The sequence below is a fragment of the Variovorax raffinosi genome (genome assembly GCF_051216615.1).
Classification (GTDB): Bacteria; Pseudomonadota; Gammaproteobacteria; order Burkholderiales; family Burkholderiaceae_C; genus Variovorax.
In genome coordinates this window covers 62514-84724 of record NZ_JBPJZR010000003.1, presented here as the reverse complement: position 1 = coordinate 84724, position 22211 = coordinate 62514, and the positions used below count along the sequence as shown (strand labels likewise).

Annotated in this window: 24 protein-coding genes; 16 read left to right on the top strand and 8 right to left on the bottom strand. The window is 65.3% G+C overall.

From position 1 onward, the window contains the following. Positions 1-2: 2 nt before the first annotated feature. From ACSFB7_RS11535 to ACSFB7_RS11500, 8 genes are all read left to right on the top strand, one after another. Entirely contained in the window at positions 3-1205 is a 1203-nt protein-coding gene (locus ACSFB7_RS11535) for a YbfB/YjiJ family MFS transporter (protein ID WP_435470135.1), read from the top strand. A gap of 188 nt (positions 1206-1393) precedes the next feature. Beyond that, on the top strand, positions 1394-2047 hold the full coding sequence (gene rimP / locus ACSFB7_RS11530) for a ribosome maturation factor RimP (protein WP_435470133.1): 654 nt from the start codon (positions 1394-1396) through the stop codon (positions 2045-2047). 16 nt (positions 2048-2063) lie between these two features. Further along, positions 2064-3557 (top strand): transcription termination factor NusA, encoded by a 1494-nt coding sequence (gene nusA / locus ACSFB7_RS11525; protein WP_187110395.1) that lies wholly within the window; start codon positions 2064-2066, stop codon positions 3555-3557. A gap of 24 nt (positions 3558-3581) precedes the next feature. After that, positions 3582-6557 (top strand): translation initiation factor IF-2, encoded by a 2976-nt coding sequence (gene infB, locus ACSFB7_RS11520; protein ID WP_435470130.1) that lies wholly within the window; start codon positions 3582-3584, stop codon positions 6555-6557. A gap of 21 nt (positions 6558-6578) precedes the next feature. Continuing rightward, a complete protein-coding gene (gene rbfA / locus ACSFB7_RS11515) occupies positions 6579-6950 on the top strand; it encodes a 30S ribosome-binding factor RbfA (RefSeq protein ID WP_435470128.1) in 372 nt (123 codons plus the stop codon). A gap of 2 nt (positions 6951-6952) precedes the next feature. After that, on the top strand, positions 6953-7933 hold the full coding sequence (gene truB / locus ACSFB7_RS11510) for a tRNA pseudouridine(55) synthase TruB (RefSeq protein WP_435470126.1): 981 nt from the start codon (positions 6953-6955) through the stop codon (positions 7931-7933). Then, entirely contained in the window at positions 7930-9768 is a 1839-nt protein-coding gene (gene typA / locus ACSFB7_RS11505; protein ID WP_435470124.1) for a translational GTPase TypA, read from the top strand. Before truB ends, typA begins: the two co-directional genes overlap by 4 nt. A 19-nt stretch (positions 9769-9787) precedes the next feature. Further along, positions 9788-10705 carry a DMT family transporter gene (locus ACSFB7_RS11500; RefSeq protein WP_435470122.1) on the top strand — a complete coding sequence of 306 codons (918 nt, stop codon included), beginning with the start codon at positions 9788-9790 and terminating at the stop codon, positions 10703-10705. 21 nt (positions 10706-10726) lie between these two features. Here the strand turns inward: ACSFB7_RS11500 and ACSFB7_RS11495 are convergent, their stop codons facing one another. The 6 genes from ACSFB7_RS11495 to smpB form a co-directional block, all read right to left on the bottom strand. After that, positions 10727-12196 (bottom strand): hypothetical protein, encoded by a 1470-nt coding sequence (locus tag ACSFB7_RS11495; protein WP_435470120.1) that lies wholly within the window; start codon positions 12194-12196, stop codon positions 10727-10729. 102 nt (positions 12197-12298) lie between these two features. Continuing rightward, positions 12299-12694 carry a COG4315 family predicted lipoprotein gene (locus ACSFB7_RS11490; protein ID WP_187110389.1) on the bottom strand — a complete coding sequence of 132 codons (396 nt, stop codon included), beginning with the start codon at positions 12692-12694 and terminating at the stop codon, positions 12299-12301. Positions 12695-12767: 73 nt separating this feature from the next. Further along, positions 12768-13589, bottom strand: a complete 822-nt coding sequence (locus tag ACSFB7_RS11485) for an anti-sigma factor family protein (RefSeq protein ID WP_435470118.1) — start codon at positions 13587-13589, stop codon at positions 12768-12770. A 19-nt stretch (positions 13590-13608) separates the two neighbouring features. After that, a complete protein-coding gene (locus tag ACSFB7_RS11480) occupies positions 13609-14124 on the bottom strand; it encodes an RNA polymerase sigma factor (protein ID WP_435470116.1) in 516 nt (171 codons plus the stop codon). Positions 14125-14157: 33 nt separating this feature from the next. Continuing rightward, positions 14158-14538: a COG4315 family predicted lipoprotein gene (locus ACSFB7_RS11475; RefSeq protein ID WP_435470114.1), complete on the bottom strand. Its 381-nt coding sequence runs from the start codon at positions 14536-14538 to the stop codon at positions 14158-14160. Between the two features lie 97 nt (positions 14539-14635). Next, on the bottom strand, positions 14636-15112 hold the full coding sequence (smpB, locus tag ACSFB7_RS11470) for an SsrA-binding protein SmpB (RefSeq protein WP_435470112.1): 477 nt from the start codon (positions 15110-15112) through the stop codon (positions 14636-14638). 63 nt (positions 15113-15175) lie between these two features. Here smpB and ACSFB7_RS11465 point away from each other — a divergent pair, with 63 nt between their 5' ends. Both ACSFB7_RS11465 and ACSFB7_RS11460 read left to right on the top strand, forming a co-directional pair. Further along, complete coding sequence (locus tag ACSFB7_RS11465) at positions 15176-15622, top strand: type II toxin-antitoxin system RatA family toxin (protein WP_187110385.1); 447 nt, start codon at positions 15176-15178, stop codon at positions 15620-15622. Between the two features lie 3 nt (positions 15623-15625). Next, on the top strand, positions 15626-15961 hold the full coding sequence (locus tag ACSFB7_RS11460; protein WP_435470110.1) for an RnfH family protein: 336 nt from the start codon (positions 15626-15628) through the stop codon (positions 15959-15961). 19 nt (positions 15962-15980) lie between these two features. Here ACSFB7_RS11460 and ACSFB7_RS11455 read toward each other — a convergent pair whose 3' ends face one another. Then, positions 15981-16496: a DUF4124 domain-containing protein gene (locus ACSFB7_RS11455; protein ID WP_435470108.1), complete on the bottom strand. Its 516-nt coding sequence runs from the start codon at positions 16494-16496 to the stop codon at positions 15981-15983. 128 nt (positions 16497-16624) lie between these two features. Between ACSFB7_RS11455 and guaB the strand changes: the two genes are divergently transcribed. The 5 genes from guaB to ACSFB7_RS11430 all read left to right on the top strand — a co-directional run bounded on the left by guaB (position 16625) and on the right by ACSFB7_RS11430 (position 21377). Then, positions 16625-18094: an IMP dehydrogenase gene (guaB, locus tag ACSFB7_RS11450; RefSeq protein ID WP_435470106.1), complete on the top strand. Its 1470-nt coding sequence runs from the start codon at positions 16625-16627 to the stop codon at positions 18092-18094. Positions 18095-18171: 77 nt separating this feature from the next. Beyond that, a complete protein-coding gene (locus ACSFB7_RS11445) occupies positions 18172-18420 on the top strand; it encodes a type II toxin-antitoxin system Phd/YefM family antitoxin (protein ID WP_435470104.1) in 249 nt (82 codons plus the stop codon). 11 nt (positions 18421-18431) lie between these two features. Beyond that, complete coding sequence (locus ACSFB7_RS11440; RefSeq protein ID WP_093239586.1) at positions 18432-18851, top strand: type II toxin-antitoxin system VapC family toxin; 420 nt, start codon at positions 18432-18434, stop codon at positions 18849-18851. A gap of 10 nt (positions 18852-18861) precedes the next feature. After that, complete coding sequence (guaA, locus tag ACSFB7_RS11435; RefSeq protein WP_435470102.1) at positions 18862-20481, top strand: glutamine-hydrolyzing GMP synthase; 1620 nt, start codon at positions 18862-18864, stop codon at positions 20479-20481. A 260-nt stretch (positions 20482-20741) separates the two neighbouring features. After that, on the top strand, positions 20742-21377 hold the full coding sequence (locus tag ACSFB7_RS11430; protein ID WP_435470100.1) for a nitroreductase family protein: 636 nt from the start codon (positions 20742-20744) through the stop codon (positions 21375-21377). 68 nt (positions 21378-21445) lie between these two features. Here ACSFB7_RS11430 and ACSFB7_RS11425 read toward each other — a convergent pair whose 3' ends face one another. After that, on the bottom strand, positions 21446-21997 hold the full coding sequence (locus tag ACSFB7_RS11425) for an outer membrane beta-barrel protein (RefSeq protein ID WP_435470098.1): 552 nt from the start codon (positions 21995-21997) through the stop codon (positions 21446-21448). On the opposite strand from ACSFB7_RS11425, the gene ACSFB7_RS11420 reads away from it, so the two are divergent. After that, the gene (locus ACSFB7_RS11420) at positions 21996-22205 is read left to right on the top strand and encodes a hypothetical protein (protein ID WP_435470096.1); all 210 of its coding nucleotides are present in this window, start codon (positions 21996-21998) and stop codon (positions 22203-22205) included. The two genes, ACSFB7_RS11425 and ACSFB7_RS11420, sit on opposite strands and share 2 nt — an antisense overlap. Positions 22206-22211 lie beyond the last annotated feature (6 nt).

Genomic DNA, 22211 nt, shown 5'->3' with positions numbered 1-22211 from the left:
AAATGTCGGAAATCGGACGCGACCGGCGTGGAGCCTGGCGCGCGGCACTGGCCTGCATGGTCACCCTGGCGGTGGCGATGGGCCTGGGGCGCTTTGCCTTCACGCCCATGCTGCCCATCATGCTGCACGAGGGAAAGCTGGAACTGGCGGCCGGCGGCGTGCTGGCGTCGCTCAACTACCTGGGTTACTTCTTCGGGGCCGTCAGTTGCGCGGCCATCGGGATCAAGGCGTCGACCATGGTGCGCGGCGGGCTGGTCGCCACGGCGGCGCTGCTGCTCAGCATGGGGCTGCTGCACAGCTTCATCGGATGGGGTGTCCTGCGCACGGCGGCGGGCGTGATGAGCGCCTGGGTCTTCGTCTTCGCTTCGGGCTGGGGCATGCGGCGGCTGGCCGAAACCAATGCACCGACGCTGGCGGGGGTGATCTACACGGGGCCGGGCATCGGGATCGCGATGACCGGATTGCTCGGTGGCGCCCTGGGGCGCTGGGGTTCGGAAGCCGGGTGGATCGGCCTCGGCCTTCTGGCGATCGTGCTGATCGCCACGATCTGGCGGGTGTTCGACGACCGCGAAATGCCTGCGGTCGGCAATGGCGGTGCGCCGGCGCCTGCCGCAGCAGTCGGTGTTGCGGGTTCGGCATCGGCCCGCAGCGACGCGATCTGGCTGGTGGCGCTCTACGGCCTGGCCGGCTTCGGCTACATCATCACCGCGACCTTTCTGCCCGTGATCGCCCGGCAAGCGCTGCCAGGTTCGTCGTGGCCCGATTTCTTCTGGCCCCTGTTCGGGCTGGCCATCATTCCGGGCGCCCTGATCGGCGCGCGCGCGCCGACCCATTGGGACAACCGACTGCTGCTGGCCGTGGCCTATGCGCTGCAGGCGCTTGGCGTGGTGCTGTCGGTGGCCTGGCCGACCATCGGCGGTTTTGCGCTCGGCAGCCTGCTGCTCGGCATGCCGTTCACTGCCATCACGCTTTTTGCGATGCGGGAGGCGCGCCGCCTGCGGGGCAATGCCGCCGCCGGGCTGATCGGCTATGCCACGGCGTCCTATGGGGTGGGGCAGATCATCGGCCCGTTGTTTGCCGCACCGTTGGCGCAGCGGACCGGCTCTTTCGAGCTGCCATTGCTGGTTGCCGCCGCCGCCTTGGCCCTCGGTGCGGTGCTGTTTGCGGTGGTTTGGTCCAAATCTCGTGCGCCCGTGGCTGCTTGAGTGCGAATGCCCCTTCATTTATCACACGAATAGCATATAATTCGAGGCTCACGACCAAACGGGCGGGTACCAACCGCCCGTTTTTTTTGGTCTATTCATTCTTGAGCATTCATTGAGATTGTTGGGATTCGGGCATCCGTGGCGGGCGGATGAAACGAATTCGGCATTTAAAAGGCACTTTCAAACACGTGGCATTGCAGCAAATAGTTGAACAAACCGTGGCCGGTCTTGGCTACGACCTGGTCGAGATCGAACGCTCGGCCGGGGGATTGCTGCGCGTGACGATTGATTTGCCGTGGACGGCCCCCACCTCCGAAGACGTGGCTGCCGGCGTGCCGGAACCCTTCGTGACGGTGGAAGACTGCGAAAAAGTCACGCGCCAATTGCAGTTCGCGCTGGAAGTCGACGGTGTCGAATACAAACGGCTCGAGGTTTCCTCGCCCGGTATCGACCGTCCGCTGCGCAACGAACAGGATTTCGAGCGTTTCGTGGGTGCGGTGATCGACCTCACGCTCAAGGCGCCCATGGGTGCAGCGGCTGCAGGCCAGGTCTCGGCCGCCCGCAAGAAATTTCGCGGCACGCTCGAGCGTGCTGAAAAGGCAGAAGGGGTTGCAGCGGATGCAGCTCCGGTTTGGCAAATCGTGTGGAGCGACGAGCCCAAGACCAAGCCAGGTCAAAAAGTGAGCAAGAAACGCGCGCCTGCACCGTTGCATGCGCTGGGCTTCGTGCTGGGCGAGCTGCGCGATGCGCGGCTTGCGCCCATTGTGGATTTCAAGGGCCGCAAGGCCAAAACCCAACCGGGTTTTTCGGATATTGACGACGGAACGAATGTTCCGGACTGAACAGAGGAGTGGTGGCATGAATCGCGAAATGTTGATGTTGGTGGATGCGATCTCGCGCGAGAAGAACGTCGAGCGTGACGTCGTCTTCGGCGCGGTCGAGTCCGCACTGGCGCAAGCCACCAAGAAGCTCCATCAGGGTGACGTGGACATCCGCGTCTCGGTCGATCGCGACAGCGGCGACTACGAAACCTTCCGCCGCTGGCACGTCGTTCCCGATGAGGCCGGCCTGCAGTTGCCCGACCAGGAAATCCTCCTGTTCGAAGCCAAGGAAGAAATGTCGGACATCGAAGTCGGCGAGTACATCGAGGAATCGGTGGACTCGGTGCCGATCGGCCGCATCGGCGCCATGGCTGCCAAGCAGGTCATCCTGCAGAAGATCCGCGACGCCGAGCGCGAGATGCTGCTCAACGACTTCATGTCGCGCGGCGACAAGATTTTCGTGGGCACCGTCAAGCGCCTGGACAAGGGCGACATCATCGTCGAGGCCGGCCGCGTCGAAGGCCGTCTGCGCCGCAGCGAAATGATCGCCAAGGAAAACCTGCGCAATGGCGACCGTGTGCGCGCCATGATCATGGAAGTCGACCTGACGCTGCGCGGCGCGCCGATCATCCTGTCGCGCTCGGCGCCCGAGTTCATGATCGAGCTGTTCCGCCAGGAAGTGCCGGAAATCGAACAAGGTCTGCTCGAAATCAAGAGCTGCGCCCGTGACCCGGGTTCGCGCGCCAAGATCGCCGTGCTCTCGCATGACAAGCGTGTCGATCCGATCGGCACCTGTGTCGGCGTGCGTGGCACCCGCGTCAATGCCGTGACCAACGAACTCGCCGGTGAGCGCGTCGACATCGTGCTGTGGAGCGAAGACCCGGCCCAATTCGTGATCGGTGCCCTGGCTCCGGCCAACGTGTCGTCGATCGTCGTCGATGAAGAAAAGCACGCCATGGACGTGGTGGTCGACGAGGAAAACCTCGCCATCGCCATCGGCCGCGGCGGCCAGAATGTGCGCCTGGCTTCCGACCTCACCGGTTGGAAGATCAACATCATGGATGCCAACGAGTCTGCGCAAAAGCAGGCCGTCGAGACCGATGCCAGCCGCAAGCTCTTCATGGAAAAGCTCGATGTCGACGAGGAAATCGCCGACATCCTGATCGCCGAAGGTTTCAACAGCCTCGAGGAAGTGGCCTATGTGCCGATCTCCGAATTGCTCGAAATCGAAAGCTTCGACGAAGACACGATCAACGAGCTGCGCACGCGAGCCAAGGACGCGCTGCTCACCATGGAAATCGCCAAGGAAGAGGGTGTCGAGGTGCAGCCGCAGGTGTCTCAGGACCTGCATGACCTCGAGGGCCTGGACCCCGAGCTGATTCCCAAGCTGGTCGAGGCGGGTGTGAACACCCGTGACGACCTCGCCGACCTCGCGGTCGATGAACTCACCGAGATCACCGGCCACAGCGCCGATGACGCCAAAGCCCTCATCTTGAAAGCCCGCGAACATTGGTTCGCCGGCCAAGAGTGACGGTCATGGAGGCACGAAACCAATATGTCCAGTACCACTGTCGCCGAGTTCGCGAACGAGCTCAAGAAGACTCCCGAAACCTTGCTTGACCAGCTCAAGAGCGCAGGCGTGCCCAAAGCGGCCGCCACCGATGCGCTCACGGAGGCGGACAAGCAGCGCTTGCTCGGCCACCTCAAAGCCAGCCATGGCACCGTCGAGCCCGAGCGCAAGAAGATCACGTTGACCAAAAAGTCGACCAGCGAGATCAAGCAGGCCGACGCCACCGGCCGCGCCCGCACCATCCAGGTCGAGGTGCGCAAGAAGCGCACCTTCATCCAGCGCGATGAAGGCCACCCGGCCACGCCCGAACACGCACAGCAATCCGCCGAAGCTCCGGCAGCCGCACCGGCCGCTCCCCAGGTCGACGAGGCTGAACTGGCCCGCCGCGAGGAAGAAGCGCGCCGCCAGGCCGAGCTGATTCGCCGCCAGGAAGAAGAACTGGTCGAAAAGCGCCGTCTGCGTGAAGAAGCCGAAGCCCGCGAACGCGAGCAGGCCGAAAAGGCCGAGCGCGCCGAACAGGCCGAGCAGGAAGCCGCACGCGTCGCCGCCGAAAAGAAGGCTGCCGCTGTCGCCGCTGCTGCAACCGTAGCGGCCAAGGACACGCCTGCCAAGCCGGTCGCCACCCCTGTTCCCGCAGTGACGGCCGCAGCCGCTGCCGCCGAACAGCAGGCCGCCGACACCAAGCTCGCAGCCCAGACCGCCGCGACGCAAGCCAAGGAAGACGCGAAGGCCAAGGCCGCCGCCGAATCGAAGGCCCGCGCCGACGAGGAAGCCGCGCGCGCCAAGGATCTCGACGAGCGTCGCCGCAAGGCCCTCGCCGAAGCCGAAGCAATTCGCGCCATGATGAACGCACCGGCCCGCGTGCTGGTGCCGCACAAGGCGCCCGAGAAGCCGCAGCCTGAAAAGGCCGCGGTCAAGGGCACGCTGCACAAGCCGGCCACTCCCCCGGCCCGCCCCGGCGCGACTGCTGCGCCTGGCGCGCCCGCAGCACCTGGTGCCGCTGGTGCTGGCAAGGAAGTCAAGTCCGCAAAGCTCTCGTCGAGCTGGGCTGGCGATCCTGCCAAGAAGAAGGAAATCAAGACCCGCGGCGATGCCAGCGGTGGTGTCGGTCGCGGCAATTGGCGCGGAGGCCCGCGTGGCCGTCGTGGCAACGACCGTGGCGGTCATGACGAGCAGCACGCACCGGCCGCACCGGTCGAGGCACGCGTGCTCGAAGTGCACGTGCCTGAAACCATCACCGTGGCCGAACTGGCGCACAAGATGGCCGTCAAGGCGCAGGAAGTCATCAAGCAGCTCATGAAGCTCGGCATGATGGCAACCATCAACCAGTCGCTCGACCAGGACACCGCGATGATCATCGTGGAGGACATGGGTCACAACGCGGTGGTTGCCGCGCTGGACGATCCGGAAGCCTTCACCGACGAGGACGTGTCGGCGCAAACCGCCGAAGCACTGCCGCGCGCACCTGTCGTGACCGTCATGGGTCACGTCGACCACGGCAAGACCTCGCTGCTCGACTACATCCGCCGCGCCAAGGTCGCAGCGGGCGAAGCCGGCGGCATCACGCAGCACATCGGCGCGTACCACGTGCAGACCGAACGCGGCATGGTGTCGTTCCTGGACACCCCGGGTCACGAGGCCTTCACGGCCATGCGTGCCCGCGGTGCACAGGCCACCGACATCGTGATCCTGGTGGTGGCGGCCGACGACGGCGTCATGCCCCAGACCAAGGAAGCCATCAAGCACGCGAAAGCGGCCGGTGTGCCGATCGTGGTTGCCATCAACAAGGTGGACAAGCCCGACGCCAACCTGGACCGCGTGAAGCAGGAACTGGTGGCCGAAGAGGTCGTGCCCGAAGAGTACGGCGGCGATGTGCCGTTCGTGCCGGTGTCGGCCAAGACCGGCCAGGGCATCGACGACCTGCTCGAACAGGTGCTGCTGCAAGCCGAAGTGCTGGAACTCAAGGCGCCGGTGGATGCCGCCGCCAAGGGTCTGGTCATCGAAGCCCAGCTCGACAAGGGCCGCGGCCCGGTGGCAACGGTGCTGATTCAATCCGGCACGCTCAAGACCGGCGACGTGGTGCTGGCGGGTTCGACCTATGGCCGCGTGCGCGCCATGCTGGACGAGAACGGCAAGACCATCAAGGCCGCGGGTCCGTCGATCCCGGTCGAGATCCAGGGCCTGACCGAAGTGCCGCAAGCGGGCGACGAGTTCATGGTGATGAGCGACGAGCGCCGTGCGCGCGAAATCGCCACCTACCGTGCCGGCAAGTTCCGCAACACGAAGCTGGCGAAGGCCCAGGCCGCGAACCTGCAGAACATGTTCACCGACCTCTCGGCCGGCGAAGTGCAGACGCTGCGGATCATCATCAAGGCCGACGTGCAGGGCTCGCAGGAAGCGCTGGCCCAGTCGCTGCTCAAGCTGGCGACCGAAGAAGTCAAGGTGCAGATCGTGTACGCCGGTGTCGGCGGCATCAGCGAAAGCGACATCAACCTCGCCATCGCCTCCAAGGCGGTCGTGATCGGTTTCAACGTGCGTGCCGATGCCGGTGCGCGCAAGCTGGCCGAAAACAACGGCGTGCAACTGAACTACTACAGCATCATTTACGACGCTGTGGACGAGATCAAGGTTGCGATGTCGGGCATGCTGGCACCGGAACGCCGCGAAGAGATCATCGGCTCGGCCGAGATCCGCACGGTGTTCGTGGCCTCGAAGATCGGCACCGTGGCTGGCTCGTACGTCACTTCGGGCTCGGTCAACCGCAGCGCGCATTTCCGCCTGCTGCGCGACAACGTGGTGATCTACACCGGCGAAATCGATTCGATCAAGCGCATGAAGGACGATGTCCGCGAAGTCCGCGAAGGTTTTGAGTGCGGTATCAAGCTCAAGAACTACAACGACATCAAAGAAGGCGATCAGCTCGAATTCTTCGAAATCAAGGAAATCGCCCGGACGCTGTAAGCGTTCGATGCGAAAGAGTCCATGCCGAAAAGAAAAGCCGCCGCCCCCAACCGCGCGTTCAAGGTTGCCGACCAGATCCAGCGGGATCTGACGGAGCTGATCGCGCGCGAGTTGAAGGACCCGCGCGTGGGCATGGTCACGATCCAGGCGGTCGAAGTCACGCCCGACTATGCGCACGCGAAGGTCTTCTTCAGCGTGCTCACGGGCGACGTGGCGGAGACCACCGAAGCGCTCAACCAGGCCGCCGGCTTCCTGCGCAACGGCCTGTTCAAGCGCCTTCATATCCACACCGTGCCCACGCTGCACTTCATGTTCGACCGCACCACCGAGCGTGCGGCCGACATGAACGCGCTCATTGCGCAAGCCGTCGCTTCGCGTTCGAAAGACGACTAGCCATGAATGCGCCACGCACAAGGGTGCAGCGGCGCCCTGTGCATGGGGTGTTGTTGCTCGACAAGCCGCTGGGACTCTCCAGCAACCAGGCCTTGCAAAAGGCCAAGTGGTTGCTGCGCGCCGAAAAGGCGGGCCATACCGGCACGCTCGATCCGCTCGCCACGGGGGTTCTGCCGCTTTGCTTTGGCGCGGCCACCAAATTCAGCCAGTTGCATCTGGACGCCGACAAGACCTATGAGGCCACGGCCCGTCTGGGTGTCAAGACCGCGACCGGCGATGCCGAAGGCGACGTGATCGCCGAGCGGCCAGTCGATGTCACGCCACAAGACCTGGCGCGTGTGCAGGCGCAGTTCACCGGCCCGATCCGGCAGGTGCCTCCGATGCACAGCGCGCTCAAGAAGGACGGCAAGGCGCTGTACGAGTACGCCCGCGAAGGCATCGAAGTCGAGCGGGCGCCGCGCGACGTCGTCATCTACAAGCTGGACCTGACCGAGCTGGCCGGGTCGGCCGCACCGCAACAAGGGCAGCGCGCCATCAGGATCGCTGCGACCGTGAGCAAGGGCACCTACATCCGCACCCTTGGTGAAGACATCGGAGAGGCACTCGGCTGCGGTGCGCACCTGACGTCACTGCGCCGCACGGCAACCGGCGACTTCGGCCAAGCGCAATGCATCACGCTCGAAGCGCTCGAAGCCATGGACGAAGACGAGCGCCTGGCGCAGCTCCTGCCAGCGCAGGCGCTGGTGGACGGCCACAGCCGCGTCACGCTCGGCGCGGAAGATGCGGCTCGCTTTCTCTCGGGCCTGCGCCGTCGCGGCGGCTGGGCCGACGCGACAGAGGTGGCCGTGTTCGGCAGCGAACCGCATGCCTTCCTTGGCACGGCCCACGTGGTGGCCGGCGAACTGATCCCGGGGCGCTTGCTGAACCCCATCGAAATTCAGCAAATTCTTTTGAACGCACAACAGACCGAAGCGACACCATGAGTACCAAGCAAATCCGCAATATCGCCATCATTGCCCACGTGGACCATGGCAAGACCACCATGGTCGACCAACTGCTGCGCCAGTCGGGCACCTTCGCCGATCACGAGAAAGTGGTCGACACGGTGATGGACAACAACGCGATCGAAAAAGAACGCGGCATCACCATCCTGGCCAAGAACTGCGCCGTGACCTGGGAAGGCACGCACATCAACATCGTCGACACCCCGGGCCACGCGGACTTCGGCGGTGAAGTGGAACGCGCGCTGTCGATGGTCGACGGCGTGGTGCTGCTGATCGACGCCCAGGAAGGCCCGATGCCGCAGACGCGCTTCGTGACCAAGAAGGCACTGGCCCTGGGCCTGAAGCCGATCCTGGTGGTGAACAAGGTCGACAAGCCCGGTGCGAACCCCGACAAGGTGGTCAACGCCGCCTTCGACCTGTTCGACAAGCTCGGTGCCACCGACGAACAGCTCGACTTCCCCGTGGTGTACGCCTCGGGCATCAACGGCTGGTCGTCGATGGAAGAGGGCGCTGCCGGTGAACAGTGGGGCCCCGACATGTCGGCCCTGTTCAACACCATCCTGAAGCACGTGCCTTCGCAAAAGGGTGACCCGGCGGCACCGCTGCAGCTGCAGATCTCCGCCCTCGACTTCTCGACCTTCGTCGGCCGGATCGGCGTGGGCCGCATCAGCCAGGGCACGCTGCGTCCGATGACGGACGTGGTCGTGATGGAAGGCCCGGACGGCAAGGCCATCAAGGGCCGCGTCAACCAGGTGCTGACCTTCCAGGGCTTGGACCGCGTGCAGTCGACCGAAGCCGGCCCCGGCGAGATCGTGCTGATCAACGGCATCACCGACATCGGCATCGGCGTCACCGTGACCGACCCGGCCAACCCGGCGCCGCTGCCGATGCTCAAGGTCGACGAACCGACCCTGACCATGAACTTCTGCGTGAACACCAGCCCGCTGGCCGGTCGCGAAGGCAAGTTCGTCACCAGCCGCCAGATCTGGGACCGCCTGCAAAAGGAACTGCAGCACAACGTCGCGCTGCGCGTGAACGAGACCGACGAAGAAGGCATCTTCGAAGTGATGGGCCGCGGCGAACTGCACCTGACCATCCTGCTGGAAAACATGCGTCGCGAAGGCTATGAGATGGCCGTGTCGAAGCCGCGCGTGGTGTTCCGCACCGTCAACGGCGAAAAGCACGAGCCCATCGAACTGGTGACGGCCGACATCGAAGACCAGCACCAGGGCGGCGTGATGCAGGCACTGGGCGAGCGCAAGGGCGAGCTGGTCAACATGGAGCCGGACGGCCGTGGCCGCGTGCGCCTCGAATACCGCATTCCGGCGCGTGGCCTGATCGGTTTCACCAACGAATTCCTGAACCTGACGCGCGGCTCTGGCCTCATCAGCAACATCTTCGACAGCTACGAGCCGCACAAGGGCGACATCGGCAGCCGCAAGAACGGCGTGCTGATCTCCATGGACGACGGTGAAATCTTCACCTACGCCCTGGGCAAGCTGGACGACCGCGGCCGCATGTTCGTGCGCGCCAACGACCCGGTGTACGAAGGCATGATCGTCGGCATCCACAGCCGCGACAACGACCTGGTGGTGAACGCCACGCGTACGAAGCAGCTCACCAACTTCCGTGTTTCGGGCAAGGAAGATGCGATCAAGATCACGCCCCCGATCGAACTCACGCTCGAATACGGCGTGGAATTCATCGAGGACGACGAGCTGGTCGAAATCACGCCGAAGAGCGTTCGCCTGCGCAAGCGCTTCCTGAAGGAACACGAGCGCAAGCGCGCCGGCCGCGACACGTCGCAAGGCTGATCGGCTTCTTCGATCGGCCATGCGCCTGACGCACGGCGGCGCCGTTTGGCTGATGGTCGTCGTGACCCTGATGTGGGGCACGGCGGGCGTCGTCACACGGCACCTGGCGCAGGCGCAGAGTTTCGAGATCACCTTCTGGCGCAGCTTCTTCACGATGCTGTCGCTGCTGGTGATCTTGCCGCTTTGGCGGGGACGGGCGGTGTTCTCTCAACTGCGCAGCGGCGGGCGCGAGCTCTGGATTTCAGGCGTCTGCTGGGCCGTGATGTTCACGGCCTTCATGGTCGCGCTCACGATGGCTTCCACGGCCAGCGTGCTGGTCACGATGTCGCTGGGCCCGCTGCTCACTGCGCTCGCGGCCCGTTTCTTCATTGGGCACAAGCTGCCCGCGCGCACCTGGCTGGCGATCGTGGTCGCCGGCCTGGGCATCGGCTGGATGTACGGCTCGCAGCTTTTGAATGGCGGCGGTGCCTCCGTGATCGGGACGCTGCTTGCACTGTGCGTGCCGCTGGCCGGTGCTGCCAACTGGACCGTGGTTCAGCATGCCCAGGCGAAGGGGCATGACATCGACCTGGTGCCTGCGGTGCTGATCGGTGCGGTGCTTACCGCGCTGTTCACGCTGCCGTTCGCATGGCCGTTCCGCGCGAGCGCGCATGACCTCGGCCTGCTGGCCTTTCTCGGCGTGTTCCAGCTCGCCATTCCCTGTGTTCTCTCGGTTCTCTGTGCCCAGGTGCTGAAGGCGCCCGAGGTCGCATTGCTGGCCTTGCTCGAAGTCATCTTCGGCATCGCGCTGGCCTGGATCGGTGCGGGCGAGGAGCCTGCGGCCAGCGTGCTGACCGGCGGCGCACTGGTCATCGGTGCGCTGGTGTTCAACGAACTGCTCGCACTGCGCGGCCGGCGAACCACGGTCGCCGACACGGCGCTGCCGGGCGCGCACTGAGCGAAGCGCTTCGGCGCGGCGCTAACGCGATGCAGGAGCCGGCGGCGGAAGGGGCCGCGTCTCCGGCATGGCGGCGTCCATGACGCCCAGGCTGGTCATCCGCGCCTCGACCACCTTGCGCATGAAGGTCTGTGCGAAGTCATCGCTCATGCGCCAGCCGCCGTTGTCCCGCACGAAAGTGAATTCTCCGGTGACCGGGATCGAGTTGTCGCCGCTGCCGGACAGGGCGCCCAGCAGGCGGTCGTTGTATTCGATGACCAGCGGGCAGACGTGGCCCGCGCCGCCTTCGAGTGCCTTGCAAGGGCCGGTCAGTTCGATCTCGGCAATCTCGCGTGAACGATCGGGGTCGCGCGTCAGCAGGCCGGAGTCAGCGCGCTGGCGCATGCGCTCCCTGGCCGGGGACGAACGCATGCTCAGCGGGGCCGCGCCTTCGCGAAACGCCTTTTCCATCGCCTCGCGGCCGATCGGCTCGGCGTTGTAGAGCGGCTTGCCATCGGCATCGAGATGCCCGAAACGGGCTTCGACGATGGCGACATCCGCGCCCCGCACCACCATCTCGTCGCCTTTCGGCGATGACGGACCGATGGTGTAGGCCATCGACTCGGTGCTGTCGCCTTGCTTCATGAGCGCGATGCAACCGCGCACGCGCTCCGGCTTGCGGTAGCCGACCTCGCGCATGCTGCTGACCGAGGGCGTCTGGATGGAAGAACGGCTGCTGGGGTCGAGGTTGCGCATGCGCACGTCCATGGCTGCGCGAACCATCAGGCTGTTCAAGGTCTTGCGCGTGGAGCTGGCGTCGCAGGCGGGCACGCTGGCCGGCGCGAAGATGTACCAGCCGAGCCCGCCCGCCACCACCAGCGTGCTCAGGATGAACTTCCATGCGCCAACCCGCCGGGTGCGTTGCGCCTGGCTCTTCCAGGCGCGAACGGCCTGCTCGTCGGCGTCGATGAGGACTTGCGCTTCGGCAACGATGCGCTGGCGCTCGGCGGTCATTGCGAAGGCCGGCTCAGCAGCGACCTGGGCGCGGGTGGCGTCGAAGCGTTCTTTTTCGAGAAGCCCCTCGGTCACCAGCCAGGCCAGCGCGATGGCGGGCGCCGCCGGCACGCTGCCCACGATGGGCGTTTGCTGCAACGCCTCGTCGCGCATCCCGGCGTCGATGAGACCGTCTCTGTAGAGCGATTCGACGGCTTCGTGCGTGATGCCACGCCCGGCCAGTTCGACCAGATCGTCGGCGTCGAAGGCCGTGCTTTCCGCGTCGCCCAGATTGGGGGCAGGGGGCGTGACGGCTTCGAGCTTTTCGAGCGCTGCATCCTGCTGCTCTTCGGTGACCAAGCCCCGCACGCGCATCCAGGCCAGCGCATGGGCCGGGCCCGGAAGCGGGGGCAGGGTGGCGGTCTCGGGATGGGCCAGCACGGCATCGTGCTGCGCGTCGGTGATGAGGCTCTGCGTCAACAGGGCCAGGAACGCATCCGGATTGGCGTCAGAAGTCATTCGGGGATTCTGCCGTGGGCGGCAGCGGCCTCCGTGCCAGGAAAAGCGGACAAAAAAACGCCGGCAGATGCCGGCGCTTCTTTTGAGATCCTCAGCAGGGGATCAGGGGCGGGCGACCTTCCAGGCGCCGTTGGCCACGCCGTCACCGGTCTTGTCGCCAGCCTTGGCGTCCTTGGCCCAGTAGTACAGCGGCCAGCCCTTGTAGGCCCACTGGCGCTTGCCATCTTCGCGAATGATGATGGTGTAGCCGCCCATGGGCTTGGCGGTGTCGGCCACGCCGAGCGCGGGCCAGTTGGCGGCGCACTGCGCGTTGCAGGCGGAGGTGCCGGCGCCGGCCGTGTCCTTGGCGAAGGTGTAGAGCGTCATGCCGTTCGGTCCGACCAGCACGCCGTCGGCGGTGCGGGTGGGCGCGTCGGGAGCGCTGGCGGTCTTGTTGGACATGCCGCCGCAGCCGGCGAGCAGGGCCGCCGCGAGGATCGAGGCGCTGAGCAATTTCATGCAGTTTCTCCTTCAGTTGAAAAATCGCGAAAACAAGCCAGGTGATTGCGCGAGCCGGCAGTTTATGCGGTTGCTAAGACAAATCGCGGTAGGCCAGCGTCGCCAGTTTGAGCAAAACTTCTCGCGGCAGCTTGCCCGCGAGAGCGTAGCCGAAGCCCTGGTCGACCCAGTAGAAGCTGGGCACGGGGCCTTCGGAGGCGAAGCGGAAGGCCGTCTCGCGCGATGCGGTGGCATCCGCGGCGCGGGCGTCGAGGGTGCCGATGTACAGCGTCACGCGCTCGCCGCTGGCGTTCTCGAACATGAACTGGGCGCGCGCGCCGGTTTCTCCGGGCAGCAGGCGTCCGCCAACCAGGGTGTAGCCCTGGGTCGACAGGTCGGGCACCTTGAGCGGCCTGTCGAGGCGCCTGGAGAGCCACTGCACCAGATGCTGCTGCTCGGTGGCGGCCACCTCGACGGGGTGGCGTTTCTCGGGGGCATAGACGGCGTGCGCGACGGATGCGTCGTGCACGAACTCGCGCACGGCGGGGGCACGTGCCAACTGGGCGCCGGCATGCGAGGCGCCGGACCACTGGACATTGCCGAGCCAGCCGGCGGCAAAGGCGACCAGCAGGCCGGCCGCCATGCCGCCCCAGCGCAGCCAGGCGCCGCGCCGGGTGTGCCGAGGCAACTGGCGGTCGAGCGCGCTCATCAGGGCGGGGGGAATGGGTTCGTCGAGCAATTCGCCGTGCAGCCGCCGCAAGGCATCGCGCTGCGTGTGCCACGCCGCCACCTTGGCGGCCACTGCCGGATCGCGCGCCAGCGCCTCTTCGACCGCGCCGTGGCGATCGGGGGCCAACTGGCCATCGACCCAGGCGTGCAGCTCGTCGTCGTTAGGGGGCGGGGCGGGGCGGTTCATGGTGGTGCGGCGGCGGTTGTCATTTGAGGCGGCGCAGGCCGGGGCGAACGGGCGCGGACGCGCCATCCATCAGCTCCTGCAACCGGACGCGGGCTCGCGAGAGGCGCGACATCACGGTGCCGGCCGGAATGCCCAGCACCTTGGCCACCTCGGCATACGACAGGTCTTCGAGCGTGACGAGGAGCAGCACGGCGCGCTGCTCCTCGGGAAGCTGCATCAGGCAGCGCTGCAGGTCGATGCCCGTGCCCTGGTCGCGGCCCGGATCGACGCCGCCGTGCAGCTCGTGCGGCACGTCGTCGAGCGACACCACGCTGTGCGGCGGCGGCGTGCGCCGCACCTGGCTCGCGAAGATGTTGTGCATGACGGTGAAGAGCCACGCGCGCAGGTCGCTGCCCACCACCCAGAGCCGCCACTTGCTGCAGGCGCGTTCGAGCGTGTCCTGCACCAGGTCGTCGGCCGCCCACGCGTTGCCCGTGAGCGCCCGCGCATAGCGGCGCAGGCTCGGGATGTGCTCGACCAGCAGGCGTGCGTCCATGGGCGGGCGGGGTGGGTGCGAAAGATCGGCCGATCAGGGCTTGGCGGTTTTCCAGGTGCCGTTGACGCCGTCGCCGGTCTTGTCGCCCGGCTTGCTGTCCTTGGCCCAGTAGTAGAGCGGCCAGCCCTTGGCGGCCCATTGCTTCTTGCCGTCGTCGCGCGTGACGACGGTGAAGTCGCCGGCAGGCTTGTCGCTGTCGGCGGCCATGAAGGGCGGCCAGTTGGTCGCGCAGCCTCCGTTGCAGACCGACTTGCCGTTGCCGGCCGTGTCCTTGTCGAAGGTGTAGAGCGTCATGCCGTTCGGGCCGACCAGTGCGCCGTCAGCCGGCTTGGGCTGGGCGATTGCCGGGAGGGCGAGAACGCCGCCCAGCAGGAGGGTGGCGAGGCCGAGGGAAGAGGCGCGAAAAGGCGACATGGAAAGACTCCTGTGTGGGTGTTGGCATCGGCGATCCGATGACAACTGCACAAACGCCCGCAGCCGGCCTTTTATTCCATGGCCTGCAAAAAAAGATCTAGCGGTTGCGGCTCTTCATCGCGCGTTCGACCTCGCGCTTGCCTTCGCGGTCCTTGATGGTGTCGCGCTTGTCGTGCTCGGCCTTGCCCTTGGCCAGGGCGATGTCGCATTTGACCTTGCCGGCCTTCCAGTGCAGGTTGAGCGGCACCAGCGTGTAGCCTTTTTGCTCGACCTTGCCGACCAGCCGCTTGATCTCTTCCTTGTGCAGCAGCAGCTTCTTGGTGCGGATCGAATCGGGACTGACGTGGGTCGACGCGCTCTTGAGCGGGTTGATCTGCAAGCCCACGACGTACAGCTCGCCGTCGCGGATCACCACGTAGCCGTCGGTGAGCTGCACCTTGCCTTCGCGCAGGGACTTGACCTCCCAGCCTTCGAGGACCATGCCGGCCTCGAAGCGTTCTTCGAAGAAATAGTTGTAGGCGGCCTTCTTGTTGTCGGCGATGCGGGAAGAGGTATCTTGTTTCTTTGTGGCCATGACTCAGGAATGTTGGGGCTGCATGGCTTCAATACAATCCGTCGCGCACGCTGCACCGATTCTATGAAAACAGTCAACAAGTCCGTCCTCATCTGGTACAGCGCCGAAGAGATGTATGCGCTCGTCACCGATGTGGCGAAGTATCCGCAGTTTCTTCCGTGGTGCGACAAGTCGCGAATCATCGAAGAAGACGAGGCCGGCATGACCGCTGAAGTCGGCCTGTCCTTCGGTGGTTTCCACCAGAGCTTCACCACCCGCAACACCCACGTCCCGGGGCGCGAGGTGCAATTGAAATTGGTCGATGGGCCGTTCTCCAACCTCGATGGCACGTGGAAGTTCGTGCCCGTGGGTGAGCAGGGCGAGCGCGCCTGCCGTGTCGAGCTGCACATGAGCTACGGCTTCAGCAATTTCGCCTTGCAGGCGCTGGTGGGGCCGGTGTTCGACACCATTGCTTCCAGTCTTGTCGAGGCCTTCGTCAAGCGCGCCGAGCAGGTCTACGGCGCGACCTGATCGATGATCGAGGTCACGCTGAGTTGCTCGCCCGCGGCGCGCGAGGTGTTCGAGCAGGTCCTGCAACTCGCGTCTGGAACAACGCTGGTGAACGCAGTGCAGGCCAGCGGCCTCGCATCACGTTTCCCCGACCTGGACTGGCGGCATGCCATGACGCCGGGCATCTGGGGCAGGGCGGTCGAGTGGGATCAGGCCTTGAAGGAAGGCGATCGCATCGAGCTGTGCCGGCCCCTCAAGGTCGATCCGAAAGTGGCGCGCCGCGAGCGCTTTCAGCGGCAGGGCGCGCGGGGCACGGGTCTTTTTGCGAATCGCCGCAAGGGCGGCAAAGCCGGCTACTGACCGAGCCTGTCGGCGATGCTTATTTGCAGTCGCTGTTGATCACGGTCTGCAGGCGCTTCTGCTCTGCGGCACGGGCCGTGTCGTCCATGATTTCTCGCTCGCCTTGCGCATTGACCTTCGCGATGCGGATACCGCTGTCGACCGTGGCCTTGCCCTGTCGCGCGAGTGCGCAGTTGTCCGCCTTGGCCTTGGCGATCTTGGCGGCCTCCGCGGCTTCCTTGGCCTTTTGCTCGGCCTCAGCCTTCTTCGTCCTCTCTTCGAGTTCCTTGTCGACGCCCGTGGGCTTAGGAGCCTTCGGTGCCGCGCCGCCGGCGGCATCGGCTGCCGGTGCCTCGGCGTTCGACGTGTCGACAGTCACGCGTGCCGGCGGTGGCGAACCGGAGCGGCGCAGGATGTTCTTCTCGGGAACGTCAGGCGGCGGCGCCTGGTCGCTGAAGACTTTCTTTCCGTTCTTGTCGATCCATTGCCATTGCGCGCTCGCACAGAGCGGCATCGCGGCAATACATCCCAGTAGCAGCCAGTGTGCGAATTTCATCCCCGAAGTTTAGCTGTGCCTTACTTTTTGCAACATCCGGATTGGGTGCTTTTGCAACGGTCCTGAAAGTCCTGCGCCAGCGAACTGCCCGGCCCCCTCGTTACAATCCGTCTTTTGGAGCTTCACCCATGCGCCTTCTCGGCAAAGCGCTCACCTTCGACGACGTGTTGTTGGTGCCAGCGTTCTCCCAGGTCCTGCCCAAGGACACCTCTCTCGCCACCAAGTTCTCCCGCAACATCACGCTGAACCTGCCGCTCGTCTCTGCGGCCATGGACACCGTGACTGAAGCCCGCCTCGCAATTGCCATTGCGCAAGAGGGCGGTATCGGGATCGTGCACAAGAACCTCACCGCGCAACAGCAGGCCGCCGAAGTGGCCCGCGTGAAGCGCTATGAGTCGGGCGTGCTGCGCGACCCGGTGGTGATCACGCCGACGCATTCTGTGCGCCAGGTGATGGCACTGTCCGACCAGCTCGGCATCTCGGGTTTCCCGGTGGTCGACGGCGGCAAGGTCGTCGGTATCGTGACGGGGCGCGACCTGCGCTTCGAAACGCGCTACGACGTGCCGGTCAGCGAAATCATGACCCAGCGCGACAAGCTCATCACCGTGCCCGACGGCACCACGCTTGCCGATGCCAAGGCGCTGCTGAACAAGTACAAGCTCGAACGGCTGCTGGTCATCAACAGCGACTGGGAGCTCAAGGGCCTGATCACCGTCAAGGACATCACCAAGCAGACCAGCTTCCCCAACGCAGCACGCGACGCCAGCGGCCGCCTGCGCGTGGGCGCCGCTGTTGGCGTGGGTGATGGCACCGAAGAGCGCGTCGAAGCACTGGTGAAAGCCGGCGTCGATGCCATCGTGGTTGACACCGCGCACGGCCACAGCGCCGGCGTGATCGAGCGCGTGCGCTGGGTCAAGCGCAACTATCCGCAGGTCGACGTCATCGGCGGCAACATCGCCACCGGCGACGCTGCGCGTGCGTTGGCCGACGTCGGTGCCGATGCGGTCAAGGTCGGCATCGGCCCCGGCTCGATCTGCACCACCCGCATCGTGGCCGGCGTGGGCGTGCCGCAGATCATGGCGGTCGACAGCGTCGCCACCGCGCTGCAGGGCACGGGCGTTCCGCTGATCTCCGACGGCGGCGTGCGCTACTCGGGCGACATCGCCAAGGCGATTGCCGCCGGTGCCAGCACCGTGATGATGGGCAGCATGTTCGCCGGCACCGAAGAGGCCCCCGGCGAAATCGTGCTGTACCAGGGCCGCAGCTACAAGAGCTACCGCGGTATGGGTTCCATCGGCGCGATGCAGCAGGGCAGTGCCGACCGGTACTTCCAGGAGTCGACGACCGGCAACCCCAACACCGACAAGCTGGTGCCCGAAGGCATTGAAGGCCGCGTGCCCTACAAGGGCTCGATCGTCTCCATCGTCTACCAGATGGCCGGCGGCGTGCGTGCCAGCATGGGCTACTGCGGCTGCGCGACCATCGAGGACATGCAGAACAGGGCCGAGTTCGTCGAGATCACCACGGCCGGCATCCGTGAAAGCCACGTGCACGACGTGCAGATCACCAAAGAAGCGCCGAACTACCGCGCTGAATAAGCCTGTTCTGGCCAGATCTTGAAAGTCAGGCCAGACTAGGTTTAAAATTTGGGCCAGATTCAAATTTTCTGGCCCAAATGCAATCCATCGGCATCGCTGAAGCCAAGAACAACTTCTCCGCCTTGATCGACTCGGTCGAAAAGGGCGAGGAGGTTCGCATCACCCGCCACGGCAAGGAAGTCGTGCGCATGCTGCCGGTGCGGCGCAAGCCGGTCATCACCGACGAGCAGATCGAGCGCGAACTCGGCCAGATCGACGCACTGCACGCCACCATCCAGCCGGGCCTTTCGGTGCGTGCATTGCTCGACGAAGGGCGCCAATCGTGACAGCCTTCGTCATGGACGCTTCCGTCACCGCCGCCTGGCTCCTGCCCGACCAGGCCAGCGAACACACCCGCAAGCTCTACGCCGCCATCCGCCGCGACGAGGTCGAGCCGCAGGCGCCCAACGCCTGGCAATGGGAGTGCGCCAACATCCTCGCCAACGGCGTGCGCAGCGGCCGCATTCCGTCGTCCGCGGTCGAAGGGCTGTGGAGCGTGCTCGATGCCATCCGTCACCGCGTCGAACTGCACGAGCTTGCACCGGCGCAGCACAAGGCCGTGCTGGCCGTGGCCATCGACGCCGGCGTGTCGCTCTACGACGCAGGCTACCTCTGGCTCGCCAAGTCGCTCAATCTCCCGCTCGCCACTTTCGACGAGCACCTCATCAAGGCGGCGCCCCAAGCGGGCGTCAAGCTGTTCGACATTTCAACGCTCTGAGTCAACGCCCATGCAACACGACAAGATCCTCATCCTCGATTTCGGCTCGCAAGTCACCCAGCTCATCGCACGCCGCGTGCGCGAAGCGAATGTGCTGAGCGAAGTGCATCCCTGCGACGTCACCGACGAATGGGTGCGCGAATACGCTGCCGATGGCCACCTGAAAGGCGTGATCCTTTCGGGCAGCCATGCGAGCGTCTATGAAGAAACCACCGACAAGTGCCCGCAGGCCGTGTTCGACCTCGGCATTCCGGTGCTGGGTATCTGCTACGGCATGCAGACCATGGCGCATCAGCTCGGCGGCAAGGTCGAAGGCGGCCACAAGCGCGAGTTCGGCTTCGCGGCTGTGCGCGCCCATGGCCACACTGCGTTGCTGAAAGACATTGCCGACTTCACCACGCCTGAAGGCCACGGCATGCTCAACGTGTGGATGAGCCACGGCGACAAGGTCACCGAACTGCCGCCGGGCTTCAAGCTCATGGCCAGCACCGACAGCTGTCCCATCGCCGGCATGGCCGACGAGGCGCGCCGCTACTACGCGCTGCAGTTCCATCCCGAAGTCACGCACACGGTGCAAGGCAAGGCGATCATCGATCGCTTCGTGCTCGGCATCTGCAACGCCAAGCCCGACTGGGTCATGCGCGACCACATCGCCGAAGCTGTGCAGAAGATCCGCGAGCAGGTGGGCGATGAAGAAGTCATCCTCGGCCTGTCGGGCGGTGTCGATTCGAGCGTGGCTGCCGCGCTGATCCACCGCGCCATCGGCGACCAGCTCACTTGCGTGTTCGTCGACCACGGCCTGCTGCGCCTGAACGAAGGCGACATGGTCATGGAGATGTTCGAAGGCAAGCTGCATGCGAAGGTGATTCGCGTCGATGCCAGCGACCTGTTCCTCGGCAAGCTCGCCGGTGTGAGCGACCCTGAAGCCAAGCGCAAGATCATCGGCGGCGAGTTCGTCACCGTGTTCAAGCAGGAGGCCGCGAAGCTCAAGGCCGGCGACGGTGGCCACAAGGGCGCGACCTTCCTGGCGCAAGGCACGATCTACCCCGACGTCATCGAATCGGGCGGCGCCAAGAGCAAGAAGGCCGTCACCATCAAGAGCCACCACAACGTGGGCGGCCTGCCTGAGCAACTGGGCCTCAAGCTGCTCGAACCGCTGCGCGACCTGTTCAAGGACGAAGTGCGCGAACTGGGCGTGGCGCTCGGCCTGCCGCCCGAGATGGTGTATCGCCATCCGTTCCCCGGCCCGGGCCTGGGCGTGCGCATCCTCGGCGAAGTGAAGAAGGAATACGCCGACCTGCTGCGCCGCGCCGACGCGATCTTTATCGAAGAGCTGCGCAACTTCACCGACGCCGAAACCGGCAAGACCTGGTACGACCTCACGAGCCAGGCCTTCACCGTGTTCCTGCCCGTGAAGAGCGTGGGCGTGATGGGCGACGGCCGCACGTACGACTACGTCGTCGCGCTGCGCGCCGTGCAGACCAGCGACTTCATGACCGCCGATTGGGCCGAGCTGCCCTACGCACTGCTCAAGAAGGTGTCGGGCCGCATCATCAACGAAGTGCGTGGCATCAACCGCGTGACCTACGACGTGTCGAGCAAGCCGCCCGCAACGATCGAGTGGGAGTGAGCTTGCCGCCCGCGTGACCCGGCCCTGCGTTAACACGCACCGGGTACGTGGGCAATGCACCATCGCTACGATGGCCGCCTGTTCGTCGCCCTGTCGAACGATGGTGCAACGGCTTCGCCTTTCGCTTCCTTTTCAGCGAAACGCGCGAAGCACCGGATGCCAGCTACCTCGCACCAGCGAGCCAGCCCGCCACTGAAGCCTTTCCAGCGCCTGCCATCGGCCATGGGGCGGCCTTCTCATTTCGATTGAAGGACGCTGACATGCACCCGGATACTTCTTCCAAGCTTCGCTCCGACCGGCGCCATGCGCTGGACCTCTTGCTCGAACGTCATTCGCCCTGGCCATTGACCGAGCCTGCGCCGTCCGCCGAAGAACTGGACCTCGTGTTCCAGTCCGCGCTGCGCGCCCCCGACCACGGGCAACTTCGGCCCTGGCGTTTCGTCATCATCCGTGGCGATGCGCGGGTGGCCCTGGGCAACGTCTTCGCGAACGCCGCGCGCCTGCGTGACCCTCTGGACGACGGCGAACGCTTTCGCAGCAAGGCCATGGCTGCGCCCGTGCTCATCGCGATCTGCGCCCGGGTCCAGTCGCCGCACAAGGTGCCCGAATCCGAGCAGGTCCTGGCCGTGGGCGCCGCCGCGATGAACATGCTCAACGCGCTGCACCTGTTGGGCTATGGCGGTTTCTGGGCCACGGGGCTCAACAGCTACGACCGTCACGTGCAGCAGGCGTTGGGCCTGCAGGATTCGGAGCGGCTGCTGGGCTTCCTCTACGTGGGAACGCCGAAGGAGGCACTGACGCAGGCGCCCGCGCGAGAAGCGCCGGATGCGTTCGTGCGCGAATGGACGGGCGAGGCGACCCGCCACACTGCCGCCGACCCGGCGCCCGTTCGCTGAGTTGCAGACGCGACAGTGCGCCGTCGCCAGCCGGCGACGGCGCACTGTTGTTATTGCTAGGTCGAGGCTTAGAAGCTCGCCTTCAGACCCACTGAGAGCATGCCGCCCTTGGCCTGCTTCGACACCTTGCCGAAGTAGTCGTAGTCCGCCGTGATCGACAGGTTCTGCGTCACACGGTATTCGGCGCCGAAGCCCACCATGACACCGGTGGAGTTGCCCGAGATGCGCTGGTAGCTCGGCGCCCACTTGTCACCGCCGGAGACGCTGCCGCGCGCAAGGCCCAGGCGGCCGTTGAGTGCGAAGGAATCGCCGAGCGGCAGGCGGGCAGTGGCGGCCGCATAGAAGGCGCTGCCGGTGCCGCTCTGGAGGCTGGAGATGCCGTTCATCGCGGTCCACTGGCTCACGCGGCCCAGGCGCGCATAGCCTGCTTCCACGCCGAAGTTTTCCGTCAGGCGATAGCCGCCGTACATCTTGTAGGCGGTGCCGGACTTGCTGCTCTTCTCGCCGCCCCACGGTGCGGGGACGCTGTTGGAGCCCGACAGGCTGTAGCTCGAGCGGCCGATGGCGCCGCCCGCGTAGAAGCCGGTGTCCTGGGTGGGGCCGGCAGCAGAAGCGCTCATGGATGCGGTGCCGAGCAAAAGGGCTGCGAGGACGGTGCAGGCTTGCGTTTTCGTCAAGATGAAATTCCTTGTGGGATGGGTTGAAATCGATCGACAGGTGGCAGGCAGTTGCCTTGCCATCAGCGTGCATCGATTCTCAAATTTCAAGCTGAAGACGAGCTTGTCGCATGCTGAAGATCGGATGAAGAGCATCGGCCATGCGCGATGATCGAGG